The organism is Mesorhizobium ventifaucium (assembly GCF_935822925.1).
Lineage (GTDB): Bacteria > Pseudomonadota > Alphaproteobacteria > Rhizobiales > Rhizobiaceae > Mesorhizobium > Mesorhizobium ventifaucium.
In genome coordinates this window covers 51865-71611 of sequence record NZ_CAKXZS010000005.1, presented here as the reverse complement: position 1 = coordinate 71611, position 19747 = coordinate 51865, and the positions used below count along the sequence as shown (strand labels likewise).

At 62.9% G+C, this 19747-nt stretch carries 17 protein-coding genes and 1 pseudogene; 7 read left to right on the top strand and 11 right to left on the bottom strand.

Going from position 1 to position 19747, the window contains the following annotated elements; all coding sequences use genetic code 11:
• Positions 1-6 precede the first annotated feature (6 nt).
• Positions 7-546, top strand: coding sequence for a GNAT family N-acetyltransferase (locus tag NMG70_RS04865; RefSeq protein ID WP_254023479.1), 540 nt, complete (start codon positions 7-9; stop codon positions 544-546).
• A gap of 45 nt (positions 547-591) precedes the next feature.
• Here NMG70_RS04865 and NMG70_RS04860 read toward each other — a convergent pair whose 3' ends face one another.
• Positions 592-1377 (bottom strand): IclR family transcriptional regulator, encoded by a 786-nt coding sequence (locus NMG70_RS04860; protein ID WP_254023478.1) that lies wholly within the window; start codon positions 1375-1377, stop codon positions 592-594.
• A gap of 192 nt (positions 1378-1569) precedes the next feature.
• Here NMG70_RS04860 and NMG70_RS04855 point away from each other — a divergent pair, with 192 nt between their 5' ends.
• From NMG70_RS04855 to NMG70_RS04835, 5 genes are all read left to right on the top strand, one after another.
• Positions 1570-2538, top strand: coding sequence for a Bug family tripartite tricarboxylate transporter substrate binding protein (locus NMG70_RS04855; RefSeq protein ID WP_254023477.1), 969 nt, complete (start codon positions 1570-1572; stop codon positions 2536-2538).
• 129 nt (positions 2539-2667) lie between these two features.
• Positions 2668-3204: a tripartite tricarboxylate transporter TctB family protein gene (locus tag NMG70_RS04850; protein WP_254023476.1), complete on the top strand. Its 537-nt coding sequence runs from the start codon at positions 2668-2670 to the stop codon at positions 3202-3204.
• Positions 3205-3208: 4 nt separating this feature from the next.
• Entirely contained in the window at positions 3209-4732 is a 1524-nt protein-coding gene (locus NMG70_RS04845; protein WP_254023475.1) for a tripartite tricarboxylate transporter permease, read from the top strand.
• Between the two features lie 15 nt (positions 4733-4747).
• Positions 4748-5932 carry a CaiB/BaiF CoA transferase family protein gene (locus NMG70_RS04840; RefSeq protein ID WP_254023474.1) on the top strand — a complete coding sequence of 395 codons (1185 nt, stop codon included), beginning with the start codon at positions 4748-4750 and terminating at the stop codon, positions 5930-5932.
• A 13-nt stretch (positions 5933-5945) separates the two neighbouring features.
• Entirely contained in the window at positions 5946-6797 is an 852-nt protein-coding gene (locus NMG70_RS04835) for a citryl-CoA lyase (RefSeq protein WP_254023473.1), read from the top strand.
• Here NMG70_RS04835 and NMG70_RS04830 read toward each other — a convergent pair.
• From NMG70_RS04830 to NMG70_RS04810, 5 genes are all read right to left on the bottom strand, one after another.
• Entirely contained in the window at positions 6773-7282 is a 510-nt protein-coding gene (locus NMG70_RS04830) for an NUDIX hydrolase (protein WP_254023472.1), read from the bottom strand. The genes NMG70_RS04835 and NMG70_RS04830 overlap by 25 nt on opposite strands.
• Before the next feature lie 119 nt (positions 7283-7401).
• Complete coding sequence (locus NMG70_RS04825; protein ID WP_254023471.1) at positions 7402-7698, bottom strand: hypothetical protein; 297 nt, start codon at positions 7696-7698, stop codon at positions 7402-7404.
• A gap of 316 nt (positions 7699-8014) precedes the next feature.
• Positions 8015-9274 carry an HlyD family type I secretion periplasmic adaptor subunit gene (locus tag NMG70_RS04820; protein ID WP_367185499.1) on the bottom strand — a complete coding sequence of 420 codons (1260 nt, stop codon included), beginning with the start codon at positions 9272-9274 and terminating at the stop codon, positions 8015-8017.
• Positions 9275-9465: 191 nt separating this feature from the next.
• Entirely contained in the window at positions 9466-11226 is a 1761-nt protein-coding gene (locus NMG70_RS04815) for a type I secretion system permease/ATPase (protein ID WP_254023469.1), read from the bottom strand.
• A gap of 78 nt (positions 11227-11304) precedes the next feature.
• The gene (locus NMG70_RS04810; RefSeq protein ID WP_254023468.1) at positions 11305-12531 is read right to left on the bottom strand and encodes a CAP domain-containing protein; all 1227 of its coding nucleotides are present in this window, start codon (positions 12529-12531) and stop codon (positions 11305-11307) included.
• Between the two features lie 224 nt (positions 12532-12755).
• On the opposite strand from NMG70_RS04810, the pseudogene NMG70_RS04805 reads away from it, so the two are divergent.
• Positions 12756-13132: pseudogene (locus tag NMG70_RS04805) on the top strand (IS5/IS1182 family transposase); the annotation flags it as partial.
• 210 nt (positions 13133-13342) lie between these two features.
• Here the strand turns inward: NMG70_RS04805 and NMG70_RS04800 are convergent.
• From NMG70_RS04800 to NMG70_RS04780, 5 genes are all read right to left on the bottom strand, one after another.
• Entirely contained in the window at positions 13343-14035 is a 693-nt protein-coding gene (locus NMG70_RS04800) for a response regulator transcription factor (protein ID WP_254023467.1), read from the bottom strand.
• On the bottom strand, positions 14032-16749 hold the full coding sequence (locus NMG70_RS04795; RefSeq protein WP_254023466.1) for a DUF4118 domain-containing protein: 2718 nt from the start codon (positions 16747-16749) through the stop codon (positions 14032-14034). Before NMG70_RS04795 ends, NMG70_RS04800 begins: the two co-directional genes overlap by 4 nt.
• 69 nt (positions 16750-16818) lie before the next feature.
• On the bottom strand, positions 16819-17388 hold the full coding sequence (gene kdpC, locus NMG70_RS04790) for a potassium-transporting ATPase subunit KdpC (protein WP_254023465.1): 570 nt from the start codon (positions 17386-17388) through the stop codon (positions 16819-16821).
• A gap of 12 nt (positions 17389-17400) precedes the next feature.
• Positions 17401-19494: a potassium-transporting ATPase subunit KdpB gene (kdpB, locus tag NMG70_RS04785; RefSeq protein WP_254023464.1), complete on the bottom strand. Its 2094-nt coding sequence runs from the start codon at positions 19492-19494 to the stop codon at positions 17401-17403.
• Entirely contained in the window at positions 19491-19733 is a 243-nt protein-coding gene (locus tag NMG70_RS04780; RefSeq protein WP_254023463.1) for a hypothetical protein, read from the bottom strand. Before NMG70_RS04780 ends, kdpB begins: the two co-directional genes overlap by 4 nt.
• Positions 19734-19747: the final 14 nt, after the last annotated feature.

Below are 19747 nucleotides of genomic sequence, written 5' to 3'. Positions count from 1 at the left end.
TGACACATGGGTGATCCATTGACGCTCGTCGCTCCCGTCATCGAAACGCCGCGCACCGTGCTGCGACCACACCAGCTCGATGATTTCGGTGCCTATGTCGCCATGTGGGCCGATCCGGACGTCACCCGCTTCATCGGCGGCAAGCCGCGCACGCGCGAGGAAAGCTGGATGCGCTTCCTGCGTCATGCCGGCCTGTGGTCGCTGCTGGGCTACGGCTTCTGGGCGATCGAGGACAAGGCATCCGGCCGCTTCATCGGCGAGGCCGGCTTCCACGATCTGAAGCGCAACATGGTGCCGTCGATCGAAGGCGTTCCGGAAGCCGGTTGGGCGCTGGTCCCGACCGCACATGGCCAAGGGTTCGCCAGCGAAGTCGTCGGACGGGTTCTCGCCTGGGGCGACGAGGCATTCGGGCGCGCAAGGACTGTCTGCATCATCGATCCGGAAAACACCGCTTCGCTGAGCGTCGCGGCCAAATGCGGCTACAGCGAAGTGTTGCGGACCACCTATCACGACAGTGCGACGATCCTGCTGGAACGGCAGCCCTAGGGGCTACCCCCTGTCATCCTGTGGTTCTGATCGGGCCGAATCTTTCTAGGCCTGCCGCTTCAGCACCGGGCCTTCCGCTTCGGCCTTTAGGGCCGCCTGTTCGAGCATCGAGGCGTCTTCGCCGAAAGCGCGGGTGGCGCGCGCGGCCGCCTCGATCAGCGGATTTTTCATGCGCTGCAGAAAGGCCGCGTCGACGCGCGTGCTCGGGCCTGACAGCGTCAATGCACCGAGCAAGGTGTGCCCCGGCCCGAACACTGGTGCCGAAACGCCCGCCGTCTCGGGGTCGCGATCGCCGACCGACAAACAATGGTAGGTTTTGCGGATCGTCTCGTAAGGCTCGCCTTGCTGACCGGAAAACGCCGCGAGCACGCGGCCGCCCGTACCAGCCAGCAGGGGCAGCACGTCGCCTTCCCGTATGGTGTAGCGGATGGGATGCTTGGACTCGACGCGATAGAGACAGGTGCGTACGTCGCCCGAACGGACATAAAAAGCGACGCTTTCCCAACTTCGCTCAGCCAGATCGCGCATGATCGGCAGCAGGATGTCGATCGCCACGACCGATCGCTGGTATAGGGCGCCCAGCCGGAAGGTGGCAGGGCCGACGCGGTAGCGGCCGTCGTCGAGTCGCTCCAGCAACTGCCCGCGCAGCAATGAGTTCGCCAGCCTCAGGATCGTGCTCTTGTAGAGGCCGGTCCGCGCCGCGATTTCGGCCAGACTGAGCGACCGGTCGGCGGCAGCGAAAGCATCGAGGATCGCGATCGCACGGTCGAGCGCGGCAACGCCGTTGGTCGACGCAGGCTTGGACTGTGTTACGGTTGTCCGCTTGACCACGTCGTTCCGTTCCCAGTTGGACAGAAGGGCCGATCGGAACAATAGTGCCGCATCCGGACAGTTCTGTCCAGCAGAATGCCATTCCGGTTGACAGAACGATGCAAAGACTGCATGAATTTTTGTCGAGCGGGTCTGAATTCAGGCTACGTTGCTGGCAGGCACCGGAGGAGGTGTCGTGATTGGAGGAATCCCATGCTGAACAGACGCAGATTTTTAACGAGCACCGGCGCCGCCGGTTTCGCGGCGTTGCATCTCTCGCCCGCTTTCGCGCAGGATGCACCGCAGATCCAGATCTTCGTGCCCGCAGCACCCGGCGGCGGCTGGGACCAGACGGCGCGCACGATGGACCAGGTGTTGCGCAGTGAGAAGCTGATCTCCGGTTCGCAGATCACCAATGTCGGCGGCGCCGGCGGCACGGTCGGCCTGCCGCAATTCATCAGCCAGTGGAACGGCAAGGGCAATTCGCTGATGGTTGCCGGCATGGTCATGGTAGGCGCAATCATTGCCAACAAATCGGCCAATAATCTCACCGAGGTCACGCCGATCGCCCGTCTCACCGGCGAATTCGAGGCGCTGGTGGTGCCGGCGGCCTCGCCGTTCAAGACAGCAGCCGATTTCGTCGCCGCCCTCAAGGCCGATCCGACCAAGGTTCCGGTGGCAGGCGGTTCGGCCGGCGGCTCGGACCACATATTGTTCGGCCTTATCGCGAAGACGGTCGGTGTTCCGGCAGCTAACCTCTCCTACGTGCCGTTCGCCGGCGGCGGCGAGGCACTGTCGGCGCTTCTCGGCAACCAGGTCGCGGCCGGCATCTCCGGCTATGGCGAGTTCTCCGAACAGGTCAAGGCAGGCGCGCTTCGGCTGCTCGCCATTTCCGCGGACAAGCGCCAGGAAGGCATCGACGCACCGACGCTGAAGGAAGCCGGCATCGATGTCGAACTGTTCAACTGGCGCGGCGTCTTCGCACCGCCGGGCGTTTCCGACGCCGACAAGGCGGCGATGATCACGCTGGTCGAGACAATGGCTAAGAGCGATGCCTGGGCCACCGAATGCAAAAACCGCAACTGGACGCAGATCCTGCTCACCGGCGACGACTATGCGAAATTTCTCGCCGAAGACACGGCGCGCATCGCAGCCATACTCAAGGACCTCGGCCTTGCCTGATGTCCTCGGAGAGGGGCGGTCTGCACTGCCCCTTTCCGATGTTCGCCAGCCGCATGGACATACGATCCGGCGCGAGTGAAACTGCGGTGAGGTCGGCTGTGGGAGACCGGCTATCCAGGGAGGACGATCATGAGCACCAGCGACCAGCAGGCGGCGCGGCCGCGCCTTGCCGTGCCCGAATTGCTGATCGGCATCGGGCTTCTTGCCTGCGCCGGCGCGGTCGCCTGGCAGACGCTGTCGATTCCGGTGTCGCCGCTCTACTCCAAAGTCGGCCCGACCGTCTTCCCCTACATCACCATGGTCGGCATGACGATCCTTTCCCTGCTGCTGATCGTCGCCGCCCTACGGGGAGGCTGGCAGCTGGAGGAAGAAAAGGAAACGCCGACCGACTGGAAGGCGATGGGCATCGTCGCCGTCGGACTGGTCGCGAACCTTGTTCTGATCCAGCCGCTTGGCTTCACCGCAGCCTCGGTGATCATGTTCGTTCTCATCTGCCACGGGTTCGGCAGCAGACATCCGCTGCGTGACGTGCTGCTCGGCCTGATCCTGGCGCTTGCCGCCTATTTCGGCTTCGCCAGGGCGCTTGGTGTCAATATCGGCGCCGGCTTCATCGAGAACCAGCTGAACACGGGTCTCGATTCGATTATCCGTATGTTGAGAGGCTGAAGCCATGGAAACGCTCAGCCATCTCGCGCACGGGTTCTCGGTCGCTTTTACGCCGGTCAATCTGATGTGGTGCCTGCTCGGCACGACGCTTGGGACAGCGATCGGCGTGCTGCCCGGCCTCGGACCGGCGCTGACCATCGCCCTGCTTTTGCCGATCACCTACCAGGTGGCGCCGGAAGCGTCCTTCATCCTGTTTGCCGGCATCTATTACGGCGCCATGTATGGTGGTTCGACGACATCGATCCTGCTGAACACGCCGGGAGAAAGCGCGACCATCGTCACTGCGCTGGAGGGCAACAGGATGGCCCGTTCCGGTCGCGGCGGCGCTGCACTTGCCACCTCGGCGATCGGCTCCTTCGTCGCCGGCACACTCGGAACGCTGGGCGTCGCATTCCTGGCCCCGGTCGTGGTCAAATTCGCGCTGTCCTTCGGCCCGGCCGAATATTTCTCGCTGATGGTGCTGGCCTTCATCACGGTTTCGGCGGTGCTCGGCTCGTCGTCGGTGCGCGGCCTGACCAGCCTGTTCGTCGGCTTCGTCATCGGCATGATCGGCGTCGACCTGCAGACCGGGCAGCCGCGCTTCACCTTCGGCATGAGCCAATTGCTCGATGGCGTCGACGTGATCGTCGTCGCCGTCGGCCTCTTTGCGGTCGGCGAGACGTTCTACATGGCCTCGCGCCGCTATGCCGGCAAGGACGAGATCGTGCCGCTGAAGGGCTCGCTCTACATGACGGCGGCCGAATGGGCACGTTCGTGGAAGGCTTGGCTGCGCGGCGCCCTGCTCGGCTTCCCGATCGGCGCCCTGCCGGCCGGCGGCGCCGAAATCCCGACCTTCCTGTCCTATGCGATCGAGAAGAAGCTCTCCAAGCACAAGGAGGAGTTCGGCACGGTCGGCGCCATCGAAGGCGTTGCCGGACCGGAAGCCGCCAATAACGCGTCGGCCGCCGGCGTGCTGGTGCCGATGCTGACGCTTGGGCTGCCGACCTCGGCGACGGCCGCGATCATGCTGTCGGCCTTCCAGAGCTATGGCATCAATCCTGGGCCGATGCTGTTCATGACGCAGGCCAATCTGGTCTGGGGGCTGATCGCCAGCCTGTTCATCGCCAACATCATCCTCGTCATCCTCAACCTGCCGCTGATCGGGTTGTGGGTGAGGCTGCTGAAAATCCCGGCGCCGCAACTCTATGCCGGTATCCTGGTGTTCGCCACGGTCGGCACCTACGGTATTTCTCAATCGCCGACCGACCTCGTCATCCTCTATCTGCTTGGCGGGGCCGGATTCCTGATGCGGCGCTTCGATTTTCCAACGGCGCCGGTCATCATCGGCATGATCCTCTGGCCGCTCGCCGAAACCCAGTTCCGCCGTGCGATGACCATCTCGAACGGCGACTGGTCGGTGTTCTACAAACATCCGCTGTCGCTGACGCTGCTGACGCTGGCGTTCATCGGGCTGATTGGGCCGCATATCTACGCTTTCATCGAACGCCGGCGTACGCGCGGACCGGAACACGTGCCGGGCGATGCCTGACCTGTTTGTGACATCATGACCGATCTGCTGTCCGGCATCCGCGTCCTGGACCTGACCAATGTTCTGGCTGGCCCCTACTGTGCCTATCAGCTGGCGCTGCTCGGGGCCGATGTGATCAAGGTCGAGGCGCCGCAAGGCGGTGATCTGGCGCGCCAGCTCGGCGGCTCGCCGGAACTCAACAGCACCGGCATGGGCGCTTCGTTCCTGGCGCAGAACGCCGGCAAACGATCGGTGGTGCTCGATCTCAAGAAAGAGGCCGATCGCGAACGATTCCTCAATCTGGTCGCCTCCGCCGATGCGCTGGTCGAGAATTTCCGCCCCGGCGTGATGGATCGGCTGGGGCTCGGCTATGCCAGGCTGAAAGAAGTCCGCCCCAGTCTTGTCTATTGCGCGATTTCGGGCTTCGGCCAGACCGGGCCGATGCGCGACAATCCGGCCTACGACCAGATCATCCAGGGCCTTTCGGGCATCATGAGCATCACCGGTACACAGGAGACCGCGCCATTGCGTGTCGGTTATCCCGTCGCCGACACGCTGGGTGGGCTGGTCGGGGCGTTCGCCATCACCGCAGCACTTGTGAAGCAGAAGACGACAGGCGAGGGCGCTTTCCTCGACGTGTCGATGCTCGAATGCACACTCTCCGCGTTGGGGTGGCCGGTCTCCAACTATCTGACGGCAGGCGTCGAGCCGCAGCCGATGGGCAACGAGAACATGACGGCGGCACCTTCAGGCACGTTTCGCACCGGCGACGGCCTGCTCAACATCGCCGCCAACAAGCAGGAGCAGTTCGTCACGCTCTGCCGGCTGGTCGGGCTGCCGGAGCTGGCGTCGGACCCGCGCTTTGCCGAGCGCGAGACGCGCAAGCGCAACCGCATCGCCTTGAAGGCGCTGATCGAGGGCGCACTGGCGAGCGGATCGGCCGTAGCCTGGGAGGAGACCCTCAATCGCGCAGGCGTGCCAGCGGGCAGGGTGCTGACCATCCCGCAGGTGCTGGCCGAGCAGCAAGTGATCGCGCGCGAGATGACCGCCCGCTTCGATGGCATGCCGAACATCGACCGACCGCTGACGGTCGTGCGCGGCGGGTTCATGGTCGATGGTGCAGCACCGTTGCCGACCAGGCCGCCGCCGGCGCTGGGCGAGCATATGGACGAGGTGTTTGCCAGCCTGCCGCCGCGCGTCAAGAAAAGGGCGCAGGCATGAGCGACGCGAGAACATGAGCGACGGTGGGAAAAAAAACGGCCGCGAGCGCGGCGAGGAATGGTGGCAGACCGATATCATCGAAATGCGCCCTGGCGTGATCCGGCTGCGCGGCTATGAGGTCCAGGACCTGATCGGCCGCGTCAGCTTTCCGGCCATGATCTGGCTGATGCTGCGCGGCGAACTGCCTGGTGAGGAGCAGGCGGCGCTGCTCGGCATCGCGCTGGGGGCCGCCGTCGACCACGGGCCGCAGGCGCCGTCGATCGCCATTGCCCGCATGGCGGCTACCTGCGGCGTCAGCATCAACAGTGCCATGGCCTCAGCCATCAACGTGCTTGGCGACGTGCATGGCGGCGCCGGTGAGCAAGCGCTTGCCTTCTATGGTGACATCGCTGCGGCAGTGGACGAAGGAGTATTGCTTGGCGATGCCGTCGTGGCGCGGCTCGATCGTTTCTTCGCCGAGGAAAAGTCTTATGTGCCAGGGCTCGGGCACCGCTTCCATCCGGTCGATCCGCGGGCGCCGCGCCTCATCGAGCTGACGCGCGATTTTGCCGCGCGCGGCATCGTCAGTGGACGTTTCGCCGACATCGCCGAGGCTGTTGAGGCCGAGGTCGCGCGGCGCAAGGGCAAGAAGATCCCGCTCAACATCGACGGCGCCACCGCCGTCATCTATGGCGAACTCGGCTTTCCGCCGCCGCTGACACGCGGCCTTTTCGTGCTGTCGCGCTCGGTCGGCATATTGGCGCATGCGTGGGAACAGTCGCAACAGAGCGACCGCAACAAGGGACCACTGCCGCGCGAATGGTTGTGGGCCTATACGGGCACGCCGGTGCGGCCTTTTCCTCAGGGAGAAGACGACGCCAAATGAGGCCTTGGTTCAAGTTCGCCAGCGGGCGCTGGCTGGGGAATTTTCAGGTTCTTCAGCAGTGTTGAAAGATCGGGCTCGTCGATAAGCACGGCTGCGTCTGCCGGCGCCAGCCATGCCCGCTGCCGTCGTTTGGCTTCCTGCCAGTTGGCCAGCTCGTCCGTAACCGCCAGCAGGTAGACGGTGACGTCGACGCGGACGAAACGGTTCGTCAGCCGCTTCCAGTAGGAATAGGTGCCGGCCGGCTGCTTCAGCGTCTTGCCGAGGACGCCGGCTTCCTCCTGCGCTTCGATGGTGGCTGCCTTGCGCCCACTCTTGCCCTTCATCGGCCAGCCCTTGGGCACGATAAAGCGCCTTGTCGATATCGAGGTGACCAGCATCACCTCGACGCCGCCATGCTCGCCCAGCCGAAAGGGAATCGCCGCGACCTGACGGATCCGCTCGCCCTTCCTCGCCTTGCGTACGACCTTCTTCTTGGTGGCTGCCATTGACGACGATCCAATCAGGGCAGTGCCAAAGCGCACGTTGCGAAATCAAAACCGCCTTGATGCTACTTGAAGGCGAGTGGCGTGCAAGAACATAATCGGCTAAATAAATGAAAAGCTCATCATCGGCAGGTCCTGATAAAGCGGCTGCCCGAGCGCTGCAACTGGCAAGTGGGCGCCATCTGCGGCACATCCGGCCGTTGCGGCACGACCACGCGATCCTGGGCACGGAACTGCTGTTGCTGCTGCTGATATTGCTGCCGCCGCAGCCTGTTCTCCAGCATCTGCAATTCGCCTTGCAGGACCAGAGTATTGCGATTGGCGGGAGTGACGTTCTGCGCGGAGACAGCCGTGCCCGACAGCATCGCTGTTGCCAGGGTTACCGACATCAATATCATCGAAATGCGAAGCGGCGACATCCATCCATTCCCACATGAAACAGAACCTTGCGATTATATAGGGCGTTTGTCTGATGATGCCATGGCTAAAGCCTCGCAGGAGCGGAATTGGCGGCTTAGCCAGTCAGGGCGCAAAGCCCGTTGACCGATGTGTGCTGGCGAAGGGAACCAATACGAGGCCGACGACAAGAAGCTGGAGGGCATCCTGCAGTTCCATACCTTTTCAGGCCTAGATTAGATAATTTGAACCGCAACATCGCACAGTTGAAAAGCTCGGGGGCGGCGCTGCGTTCCCCGGAGCCGTTGGCCACGGCGCGGCGATAGCCCAGCTGCGCGACTATTCGCGGAATGCGCGGCTGATCTGGTCGGTCAATGGCTTCATCAGAAACGAGATGACGGTGCGATCGGTCGTGCGCATGAATGCCTCCACCGGCATGCCCGGCTTGAGGCTTTCCGGGTCCAACGAGCCAAGCTTGCCTTCGTCAAGCCTGATCCGCACGCTGTAGTAGGATATCCCGTTTTGCTCGTCTTCGACGAGGTCGGGAGAAACCGTTGCTACATGTCCTTCGATTTCCGGCGTGACCTGCTGGCTGAACGCCGACAGCCGCAGATGGACAAGCTGGCCGGGCTGGACCTGATCGATGTCTTGAGGCGCGATGCGTGCGTCCACAGTCAATTCGTCAGCGGTCGGGACGATCATCATAATTGGCTCGCCGGCGATGACGACGCCGCCGACGGTATGGATCGCAAGCTGATGCACCCGTCCGTTCTGGGGTGAACGAATGTCGGTTTGCCTCAGCAATTCCTCCGCGGCAATCTTTCGTTCTTCCAATTCTGCAGTGCGAGCTTCCGTTTCGCGTAATTCTTTCGCGACCTCGCTGCGCCAATCCTGCTCGATCTGGATGATGGCCATTTCCGTTTCGCTGATTCTGCCGTTCGCTTCGGCTATCGCAGCGACGAGCTGGCCGCGCCCTCCCTCGATCTGGGCCTCGCTCCGCTCCAGGTCCAGCAGTCGCGACCGCTGAATGAGCTTTTTCTCCCATAGGCCCCTGACGCCCTTGATCTCGTCGCGGACCAATACAATCTCGTGCTCCTTGGCCGCCCTTTGTGCCTCGAGGCCCGCTATCTCCTCCTTGAGCTGGCTCATCCGTTGCCTGCGTTGCTCGATTTGGGCACGGTAAGCTCCCCGGCGCAAAGCGAAAAGCTTCTGCTCCCCGCCGATGACACGCGCCACATGTCCAGCAGAGGAGCGGCTGGTGAGATCCTCGGAAAAGGATATCGCCTCGGAACCCTCACGCTCCGCTGTGAGGCGTGCCTCCCGCGCCGAGAGTTCGTCCAGGGTATTGGTTATGACGGCGAGATTGGCGCGTGTAAGCGTGTCGTCGAGACGAAGCAAAATATCGCCTGCTTTGACTTCATCGCCGTTGCGCACGTTGATTGCACCGACAACGCCGCCGCTTGGATGCTGAACCGCCTTGACGTTGGATTCCACTGCGATATGGCCGGTCGCGATTACCGCGCCTGACAATTCCGTGGTTGCGGCCCATGCACCAAGGCCGCCGACAAGCAGCGCCACGGTAGCGGCGCCAAGAAGCATATACCGGCGAAGCGACAAGTCGTTCTGCGTCGGCTGCGATCGCACTTCGGTGTGGAGGCTGGCCCGAAGGGACAGCAGCCCGCCGATTTTGCCGCTGACACCTGCGAGATGGCTCGCTCCGGCACGAAGATGCGGCATCATCTCCCTCGCGCCGTTACGCGCGCCAAACCACGATCGATCATGAAATAAATTCATCCTGATGCCTTTTCCTCCGCGGCAACTGCTTGAAGCGTTCCGACGGGGGGATTTGGCATCACGCCCCGGACGACCAGATCCCTGGCCCCAAATGCGTGCTGACGGCCGGAGTCGAGAACCAGTAAAAGGTCCACTGCCGCCAAGGCACTTGGACGATGGGCTATTACGACGACCACGCCGTGCCGCTGTTTGACTGCAAGAATCGCCTGGGTCAAAGCCTGTTCGCCTCCGGCGTCCAGATTCGAGTTCGGTTCATCCAAAACGACGAGGAAAGGATCACCATAAAGCGCGCGGGCCAGTCCGATGCGCTGCCGCTGTCCTGCTGAGAGCGATGCGCCGCCTTCGCCGATCTCGGTCTGATACCCGCGAGGCAGGCGCAGGATCATTTCGTGCATTCCCGCGGTCTTGGCCGCCGCGATAATGGTTGCCGGATCCGGAGAAGGATCAAATCGGGCAATGTTTTGAGCAATGGTGCCTGCGAAAAGTTCGACATCTTGCGGCAGATACCCGATTTGTCGCCCCAGTGCCTCAGCCGGCCACTGTTCCATGGCGGCTCCGTCCAGGCGGATTTTGCCGCGCGCTGCCGGCCAGACGCCGACGAGCGCCCGCGCCAGCGACGATTTACCCGATGCACTCGGACCGATGACACCGAGCGCGGTGCCGGCGCTCAGCGAAAACGCAATGTCCTGTACGACAAAACGGCGCTCGCCTGGCGGAACGACGCTGACCCCTTCAACCGAAAGTTGTGCGCGCGGCGGCGGTAGCTGCAAGCCGTCCTCTGTGGCAGGGAACTGCGTGAAAAGTTCGCTCAGCCGGTGCCAGCCTTGTCTGGCGGCAAGAAAGTTCTTCCAGTGCGCAATTGCGAGTTCGACTGGCGCCAGCGCTCGCGCAGTGAGAATAGAACTGGCGATGATGATGCCAGGCGTGGCTTCCCCGCCGATCACCAGATAGGCTCCGATCGCCAGAACGACTGATTGCAGCAGCATCCTAAAGCCGCGGGAAAGCGCGCCGAATGAACCTGTGACATCGCTGGCGCGCATCTGCGCCTGCCTGTATTTGCCGTTTGCTTCCGCCCAGCGCGCGGCCAGGGTCGATCTCATGCCCATCGCTTCGAGCACTTCGGCGTTACGGATGCTTGCCAGTGCGATATTGCTGCGCGCTCCGGCATATCCAGACATTTCGGTTGCTGGACGGCGGACCGTTTTCTCGGTGAGCACGGTCAATGCCAATAGCAGGATCGCCCCAATCAGCGCAGCCAGACCGAGCCAAGGATGGAAGGCAAAGCAAAGTCCGAGATAAAGCGGCATCCACGGCAGGTCGAAAAGAGTGGCGGGACCGCCGCTGGCCAGGAAGCCGCCGATTTGATCGAGATCGCGCACCGGCTGCATGCCCTCGCCCGAACGGCCTCTGGCCAAGGGCAATTGCGACATCACGCGGTAGGTCCGTTCACTCAGGCGCTCGTCGAGTCCGCTGCCGATACGTGCCAGCACCCGGCCGCGGATCGCGTCGAGTGCACTTTGAAAAACATAAAGGATCGAAATCAGGAGGATCAGAGCCACCAGCGTCGGCACGCTACGGCTGGGCAGGACCCTGTCGTAGACCTGCAGCATGAACACCGAGCCGGACAACATCAGCACGTTGATAAGGCCGCTGAAACCTGCCACCGCCAAAAAGGCGCGCCGGAAATGCGCCAGGCAGGCAGCCAATTCGGACTTCGCCCTCGGCGGGCGGAGCCTCTCTGAACCGGATTGTGACATTGATGTCCCCTCGAACAGCCGCGCGCGTCAGCAGGCGATGCGGGCCAATAGCTGCAAGCCCGCATCGTCCGGCATCGGCTACGCGGCCTGATCGGCGATCGTGCTGTTGTTATGCGCAGACAGTTGCTCGATGAGCTTCGCAACCAGCGCGTCGCCATCGCCCGCTTGCGTATGTGCGTACTCTGCCCAATCAAATGACGGTTTCGGATCGCCCGCAGTTGCTAACGCGGTCGATGCATCGTCGCGGACCTGCTCGATAGCGTCGTCGAGTTGGCCCAGAGCGTTCCCGAGTTGTGGAAACACGATGTTATCGCCCTCAAGCGCCACCTGTGCACCACTCTCCTTAGCCGTGCCAGGCGTTCCTTCACCCTCCTCATGTTCGGCCAAGGTCTGGCCAGAGCGGAAGTTTGTGCCGTGTTTGCTGAAGAAGGTTGCAAGCCACTCGGAGCCAGAAACCGGCTGCCCAGAATCCGGCCGCCCAGAATCCGGCTGGGTTGTCGGGGCCGGTTCAGCTTGCGCCGTTGGCGTCGGGTCCTGCTGCGGCGCCGGATCGGAAACGGTCGCCGGTTCATCCTGAACGGCAGCGACGGCTCCCTGTTTCGGGTCGACGAGATCGAGTTTGACGTTCTTGCTCCCGACAGAGACGGTGCGCGTCGAAGCTTCGATGCCCGCCCCCGAGAAGGTTACTGTGTAGGTGCCCGGCTTGAGAGCGAGGTCGTAACCGCCGGCGGTCATGGTCTTGGTCGTAAACGTCGTGCCCGTCGAACTCTTCGCTGTGATGGTGAGACCGGATAGACCTTCACCGGGATCGTAGAACCTGTCGCCGTCCTTGTCGTCGATCGCCACACCGGTCAGGAACAGGTCTGATCCAGTCTTGGCGAAATTCTCCGCCACGAAACCGCTGGAGCGTCCCCGGTAATCGCCAACCTCGAAGCCAAGACCTACCTCGCGGAAGTTCCCGTTGAGGATGTTGGCACGATGACCCGAGGAGTTCATCAGGTTGTTGTGCAGAAGCAGTATTTCGTCATTATAGCCTGTCGGTGATCTGGTCGTAGCCCATGCGATGTTCTCCCCTGTCGCCCAGGAGCCCGCGAGGGTGTAGCCAGCAGCCTTCATACGCTGGGTGGGCGTGGAGCCTCCCGACCCCGTGTGAGAAAAGGTGTCGGTTGCAAGCATCCATCTGCTGTGCCCCTCAGCCGCCTCGCTGAGATCATTGTCAAAGGCCAGCGGCTGCACGCCGGCCTTAGCCCTCCCTGCGTTGATAAGTTCAAGTAGATATTGTTCATGTGCGCTATGTTGCGGCATCAGGTTGTCGCTCCACTGTTTCGTTTTTGGACGTTCCCGCCAAGCTGTAGAATTCCCCCATCATGCTTGGTAAAAACCGACTGTGGCTAAGCTGGGGCAGGCAGCTGTTAACCCTGGATTTTGTTAAAGAGAATTTGTTGAGGCGTGATAACGCAAAGTTTCATACTGTAATGCAACCAATCTGATATTCAATTATGCGCGTACTCGCGACGCGCGACTTGCGCCAGACCGTGAGGACCTGCGAGGACTGGCGGCCGCAGCTATGCCGCCGGCAAGGAGATCAAAGGCCGCAAGCGCGCCATCGGCTGGTCTACACCGAAGGTCGGGCTCTCGTGCCTTATCCGCGCGCCGCCAGCATCCAGGTCGGGACGGCGCCGGGTCCGGTCCTGAACGCCTCGCGTCGACCGTTCCCATTAACCGAAGGTTGTTCGCCGATCCTGGACATCACGGACCGCGTGTGGCCGAAGCCATCTCGATCGCTGTCAAGATCGTTAAACGAAAAGCTGATCAAGTCGGCTTCGCCGTGCGACCGGGACCCCTGGTTGTGGAGCGCTGGATCAGCCGCAACAGGCGGCTGATGGTAGACGCGCGCCCTGCAGTGGGGTTAGACGGGCCCGCCGCGTCTGACCTACATGGCACTCGATACGAAAATCACGCCGCTGCTGGAGTCCGCCTCCACGTTGGAGATCAATGCGGTTGCGCAGCGGATCCCGCCTTTTCCATCTCGCTGGCCGGCTTCAGCGGCGCGCTTGTCCGGACCGCGGAACTCTCAGCCGATTGAGCCTGGTCGTAAAGTCATGCTTTCCAGCATTCAGTCCACTTCGCGCAGGCGATACCCGACGCCGGTTTCGGTCGTGATGTAACGCGGTTGGTCTGGCGTTTTCTCGATCTTTTGCCTGAGCTGCCGCACATAGACCCTGAGATACTGCACGTCGGTCGAATCGCCCCAGACCTGCTTCAAAAGAAACTGGTGGGTGAGAACCTTGCCGGCGTGCTGCACGAGGATACGCAGGATGTCGTACTCCTTCGGCGAGAGCTTTATCTCCCTGCCCTCGATCATGACGATGCGCTTCACCAGGTCGACCGTGAGATCGCCGGTGTGAAAGACCGGCTTCTCGCCTTGCTGCTGGAACTTGTGGCGGAGCGCCACGCGGATGCGCGCGACAAGCTCGTTCATGCCGAACGGCTTGGTGACATAGTCGTCGGCGCCGAGATCAAGTGCCGAGACGATGCCGGCCTCGTCGGTTCGGCTGGAAAGGATGACGACGGGAACATCCAGGCCGTCGTCGCGCCATTTGCGCAGCAATTCGTGGCCGTCCATGCCGGGCAGGCCGAGATCGAGCAGGATCAGGTCCGGCTTTTCCGTGTCCATGAGCTCGATTGCCGTCCTGGCGTTCGGCGCCTCGCTGATCGCATAGCCCTGGCTGCCAAGACCGACGCGAAGCAGTTTGCGGATCGGCGGTTCGTCATCGACGACCAATATCCTGACGTCCAGGTTCGTCATGGCAGGTCATCCATGTCGGGGTCGTCCACATGTTGGTCTGCCGGTACCGGCATCCTGATGGTAAAAACCGCACCCGAGCGGTCGGTCCTGTTGGCCGCCGAAATCGTCCCGCCCATCGCCTCGATGAAGCCACGGCAGATCGACAGCCCGAGCCCGGTGCCGGCACGGACCTGATCGCCCTTGCGCACCCGGTGGAACGTGTCGAAAATGCGTTCCAGATCCGCTGGCGGAATGCCTGGCCCCTCGTCCATGATCTGCAAGATGACGGATCCATTGTCGGCCCAGCCCTGCAGGCGGATCGTCGAACCAGGCGGCGCAAATTTGGCGGCATTGTCGAGCAGATTGAACAGCGCCTGCTCGAATAGGACGGGGTCGACCCTCAGCATCGGCAGATCCGTGGGAATGTCCATTTCGGCCTTGTGTTCGCCGACGATTTTTCGGGCTCGATCCAAGGCGGTGCCGACAATGTCGCCGACATAGTGGAATGCGTAGTTCGGCTCCATCGCACCGGACTCGATCTTGGTCATGTCGAGCAAATTGGCGATGAAGCGGTTCAGCCGTTCCGATTCGTCGAGCACTGTCGACAGCAGGTCCGCCCGGTCCGTTTCGGGAAGCGCCGGCGCAAATTCCCGCAATGTGCCGGCGGCGCCCATGATGGCGGCAAGCGGCGTTTTCAGGTCATGGGAAATCGAGGTCAGCAGCGCCGAGCGCAGGCGGTCCGCCTCGGCCTCGAGCTTGGCCCGGTCGACGTCGGCAACAAGCTGGATGCGCTCGATGGCGACTGCCGCTTGATCCGCAAGCGCGTCGAGGAGGCGCTTCTGTTCGGGAGTCAGCAACGGGCCTTGCTTGTCGTTGTCGAGGCCGACGACGCCGACGGCGGTGCGCCCGGTCCGCAACGGTAGATACAGGCGTCTTGCTCCGGGAAGCGTGTCGGCGCCGCGGCCCGCGGGACGATCGTGCTCCCAGGCCCAACGGGCGGCCGCGATGTCGGCCTCGGCCAGCGTGTCGTCGGGTGGGTAACCAGCCTTGACGGTGATCGTGCCGTTTTCCGGCAGCAGCAGCACCACGCGCAACTTCAGCATCGAGGCTATCTGGAAGGCAGTCGCCCAGAGCACGTCGTCAAGCGTGCCGGCGCCGGCGAGCTTCTTCGAGAAAAGATAGATATCTTCCGTGGCGCGTGCCCGCGAGCGGGCAGCGACCGCCTGTCGCTGCACGCGCACTGTCAGATTGCTGGCAATGACCGCAACAACCAGGAAGGCAGCCAGCGCCACGATGCTCTCCGGATCCTGGATCGTCAGCGTGTAACGTGGTTCCAGGAAGAAATAGTTGAAAGCAATGGCGCTGATGAGGCAGGCATACAAGGCCGGCCAGAGACCGCCCGTCACCGCCGACGTCAGAACCCCGATGAGAAAGATGATCGCCAGATTGCGAACGTCGAGAAACTGGTGGAGAAGGGCGGCGAAGGCGAGCGAGCCAACAACATAGGCCGTGGCCTTGAGATAGGGCCAGATCTCGAATTGCGACTGCTCGTCCGCCGCCCTGACGGTCCTTGACGTCGCCTCGGCGTTGCGTTCGTTTCCCGAAATGACATGGACGCTGATGTCGCCGGCATTGCGGATGAGATCATAAGTCAACGAGCCTTCGATCAATTCCCGCCAGCGCGATCGGGTCGGCCTGCCGATCACGATATGGGTGAAGTTGTTCGCGGTCGCATGGCGAACGATGTCCTGCGCGACGTTCTGACCTGGAATGGTCGTTACCTCGGCGCCGAGTTGCTCGGCAAGGCGCAGCAGCGTCGCCAGCCGATCCTTGGCCTCCTCGGACGTGGCGGCTGAACGAGGGGTATCGACATGAAGCGCCGTCCAGGGGGCGCGGAGCCGGTCGGCCAATCTCCGCGCATAGCGGACGCGGGCCGCCCCGCCCGGACGTGCATCGACGCAGACGAGAACCCTTTCCCCCGCCGCCCAGGGCCCGGGTATGGCGTGGGCCTGCATGTGGGTCAGCAACTGCTCGTCGACGCGCTGGGCGGTGCGGCGCAGCGCCAGTTCCCTGAGCGCCGTCAGATTGCCCGGCGAGAAATAATTCTCGATCGCGCGCCGGGCGGTGCTGGGGATATAGACCTTGCCTTCCTCGAGCCGCTTGATCAGGTCGTCGGGCGTGAGATCGATGATCTCGATGTCGTCGGCCTGGTCGATGATGGAGTCTGGAACCGTCTCGCGCACCCTGACGCGCGTGATCTGCGCCACGACATCGTTCAGGCTTTCGACATGCTGGATGTTGAGCGTGGTGTAGACGTCGATGCCATGCGTCAGGATTTCCTGAACGTCGAGATAGCGCTTGGGATGGCGGCTGCCCGGCGCGTTGGTATGGGCAAGCTCATCGACGAGGACCAGCGCCGGGCGCCGGGCAAGGATGGCATCGAGGTCCATTTCCTCGAGGATGCGCCCCTTGTAGTCGACCCGACGACGGGGAATCACCTCATAGCCGTCGACCAGCACCTGGGTTTCCTTGCGGCCGTGCGTCTCGACGACGCCGATCACCACGTCCACTCCATCGGCCAATCTTGCACGGCCCGACATCAGCATTTCATAGGTCTTGCCGACACCGGGTGCGGCGCCCAGAAAAATCCGCAGACGACCGCGCGCCTCCCGCTCCGCACGGTCAAGCAGGGCGTCGGGTGAGGGTCGGGTTTCGTTGCTTCTGTCGTCCGGCATCACAATCGATCATGAATGGCGCCGGGGATGGTGTCGATCCCCAGCCGACCGCTCATTGCTTCCCACCATTCATTGCTTGATGGCCTCGTCCAGCGCCAGGTTAAGCGCCAGCACATTGACCACAGGCTCTCCCATCAAGCCGAGCTCGCGGTCCTCCAAATGGCTGTCGACAAGGGACTTGACCCTGGCTTCGTCGACGCCCCTGGCATTGGCCACCCTGGCGACCTGGAAATAGGCGGCCTCGGGGCTGATATGTGGATCGAGGCCGCTGCCTGAGGTCGTGACCAGATCGATCGGCACCGGCACGTTCGGGTTCTCCGCTTTCAGCCTGTCGGCATCGCCCTTGACGCGGTCGATCAGCTTGGCGTTGGTCGGTCCGAGATTCGAGCCGCTCGAAGCGGCGGCGTTGTAGCCGTCGCCCGCAGCCGACGGCCGGCCATGGAAATAGCGCTCGCTGGCAAAAGCCTGGCCGATCAGTTCGGAGCCGACGACCTTGCCGTCCCTCTCGATCAGGCTGCCATTGGCCTGGCGCGGGAACAAGGCCTGGGCGATGCCGGTCATGCCGATCGGATAGATCAGGCCGGTAAGGATGGTGAAGAAAACGATCATGGTGATCGCGGGTCTGATTTGCTTGAGCATGGACTTAATTCCTTATGCGAGGCCAAGCGCGGTGATGGCCATGTCGATCGCCTTGATGCCGACGAAGGGGACGATGATGCCGCCGAGGCCGTAGACAAGAAGGTTGCGGCTGAGCAGCGCGCCCGCGCCGATCGCGCGATACCTGACGCCTCTCAGCGACAGCGGGATCAGCGCGATGATGATCAGTGCGTTGAAGATGATGGCCGAGAGAATGGCGCTCTGCGGCGTCGCCAGATGCATGATGTTAAGCGCCTGCAGCGGACCTGATGTCTGCCCCGGCGCGATGTAGAAGACGGCGAATATGGCCGGGATGATGGCAAAATACTTGGCCACGTCGTTGGCTATGGAGAAGGTCGTCAGCGAGCCGCGCGTCATCAGCAGCGCCTTGCCGATTTCCACGATCTCGATCAGCTTGGTCGGATCGCTGTCGAGGTCGACCATATTGCCGGCTTCGCGTGCGGCGACCGTGCCGGTGTTCATGGCAACGCCGACATCGGCCTGCGCAAGGGCAGGCGCGTCATTGGTGCCGTCGCCGCACATGGCCACGAGCTTGCCCTTGGCCTGTTCGTCGCGGATGAGCTTCAGCTTGTCCTCGGGCGTCGCCTGGGCAAGGAAATCGTCGACACCGGCCTCGGCCGCGATCGCCGCCGCCGTCATCGGGTTGTCGCCGGTGATCATCACCGTGCGGATCCCCATCTTGCGCAGTTCGGCGAAGCGTTCCCTGATGCCGCCCTTGACGATGTCCTTGAGATGGACGACGCCGAGCAGGCGTCCATCGCGCTCGACCGCCAGCGGCGTGCCGCCGGATTTGGCGACGTCGTCGGCGATCGCCTGCAGGTCGCGGACGGTGTCGCTGCTGGGGCGCGCACCATGCGTGGCGACGGTCGACTGATTGACGTGGGCGAGCACCGAATCGACCGCGCCCTTGCGAACCGATGAGCCGTCGATGTCGACGCCGCTCATGCGGGTTTGCGCGGTGAAGGGCACGAAAGCGGCATGCAGTGTTGCCATGTCGCGGGCACGGATGGCGTATTTCTCCTTCGCCAGCACGACGATCGAGCGGCCTTCCGGCGTTTCATCGGCAAGCGAGGCCAACTGCGCCGCGTCGGCCAACTCCTGCTCGGTGACGCCCTTGACCGGGCGGAATGCCGTCGCCTGGCGATTGCCGAGCGTGATCGTGCCGGTCTTGTCGAGCAGCAGCGTGTCGACGTCACCCGCCGCCTCGACGGCGCGGCCCGACATCGCCAGCACGTTGAACCGCACCAGGCGATCCATGCCGGCGATGCCGATGGCCGAAAGCAGCGCGCCGATCGTCGTTGGGATCAAGGTGACGAACAGGGCGACGAGGACGGTCACCGAAATGTGGCCGCCCGAATAGGCGGCGAAACTCGGGATCGTTGCCGTCGCCAGCACGAAGATCAGCGTCATGCCGACGAGCAGGATGGTGAGCGCGATCTCGTTGGGCGTCTTCTGGCGCGCAGCGCCTTCGACCAGCGAGATCATGCGGTCGAGGAACGTTTGGCCGGAGGCCGCGGTGATGCGCACGCGGATCCAGTCGGACAGAACCTGCGTGCCGCCGGTCACCGCCGAACGGTCGCCGCCGGATTCACGGATCACCGGAGCGGATTCGCCGGTGATCGCCGCCTCGTTGACCGAAGCGACGCCTTCGATCACCTCGCCGTCCGATGGAATGATGTCGCCGGCCTCGACGAGCACCACGTCGCCGACCTTCAGGCTGGTGCCGGGCACCAGCTTGAATCTGGTGCGGTCGTCGCCGCTCAACAGCTTGGCCTGGGTCTCGGTGCGAGCCTTGCGCAGCGAATCGGCCTGCGCCTTGCCTCGGCCTTCGGCGACCGCTTCGGCGAAGTTGGCGAAAAGCACGGTGAACCACAGCCAGATGATGATCTGCAGCGAGAAGCCGAGATCGCCGCCGCCAGTAACGAGATCCTTGACGAACAGGACTGACGTGAGCGCCGAGACGACGGCGACGACGAACATCACTGGATTGCGCATCAAGGTGCGCGGGTTCAGTTTCCGGAAGGCGCCGTCGATGGCCGGCAGCAGGATGCGGGCATCCATGATGACAGCGGATTTGGACTGGCTCATTTAGTGGCTCCAGTATCGATGTTGTTGACCGGTCGATCGTAGGCCGAAAGAAGATGCGGCAGCCCGGAGGCCAGCAGCCAGATCACGATCATGACTGCCGCAATGCCGAAGAACGTCGACATGGTCGGGAAAGGCTTCGGGGTCGGGAAAGGCTTTGGGGTCGGGAAAGGCGGCGGGGTTGCCTCTTCCTGATCGGCGCGATGCCGAATCTTGCGACGCATGGTTTCGAGCCAGGACATGATTTTGATCCAAG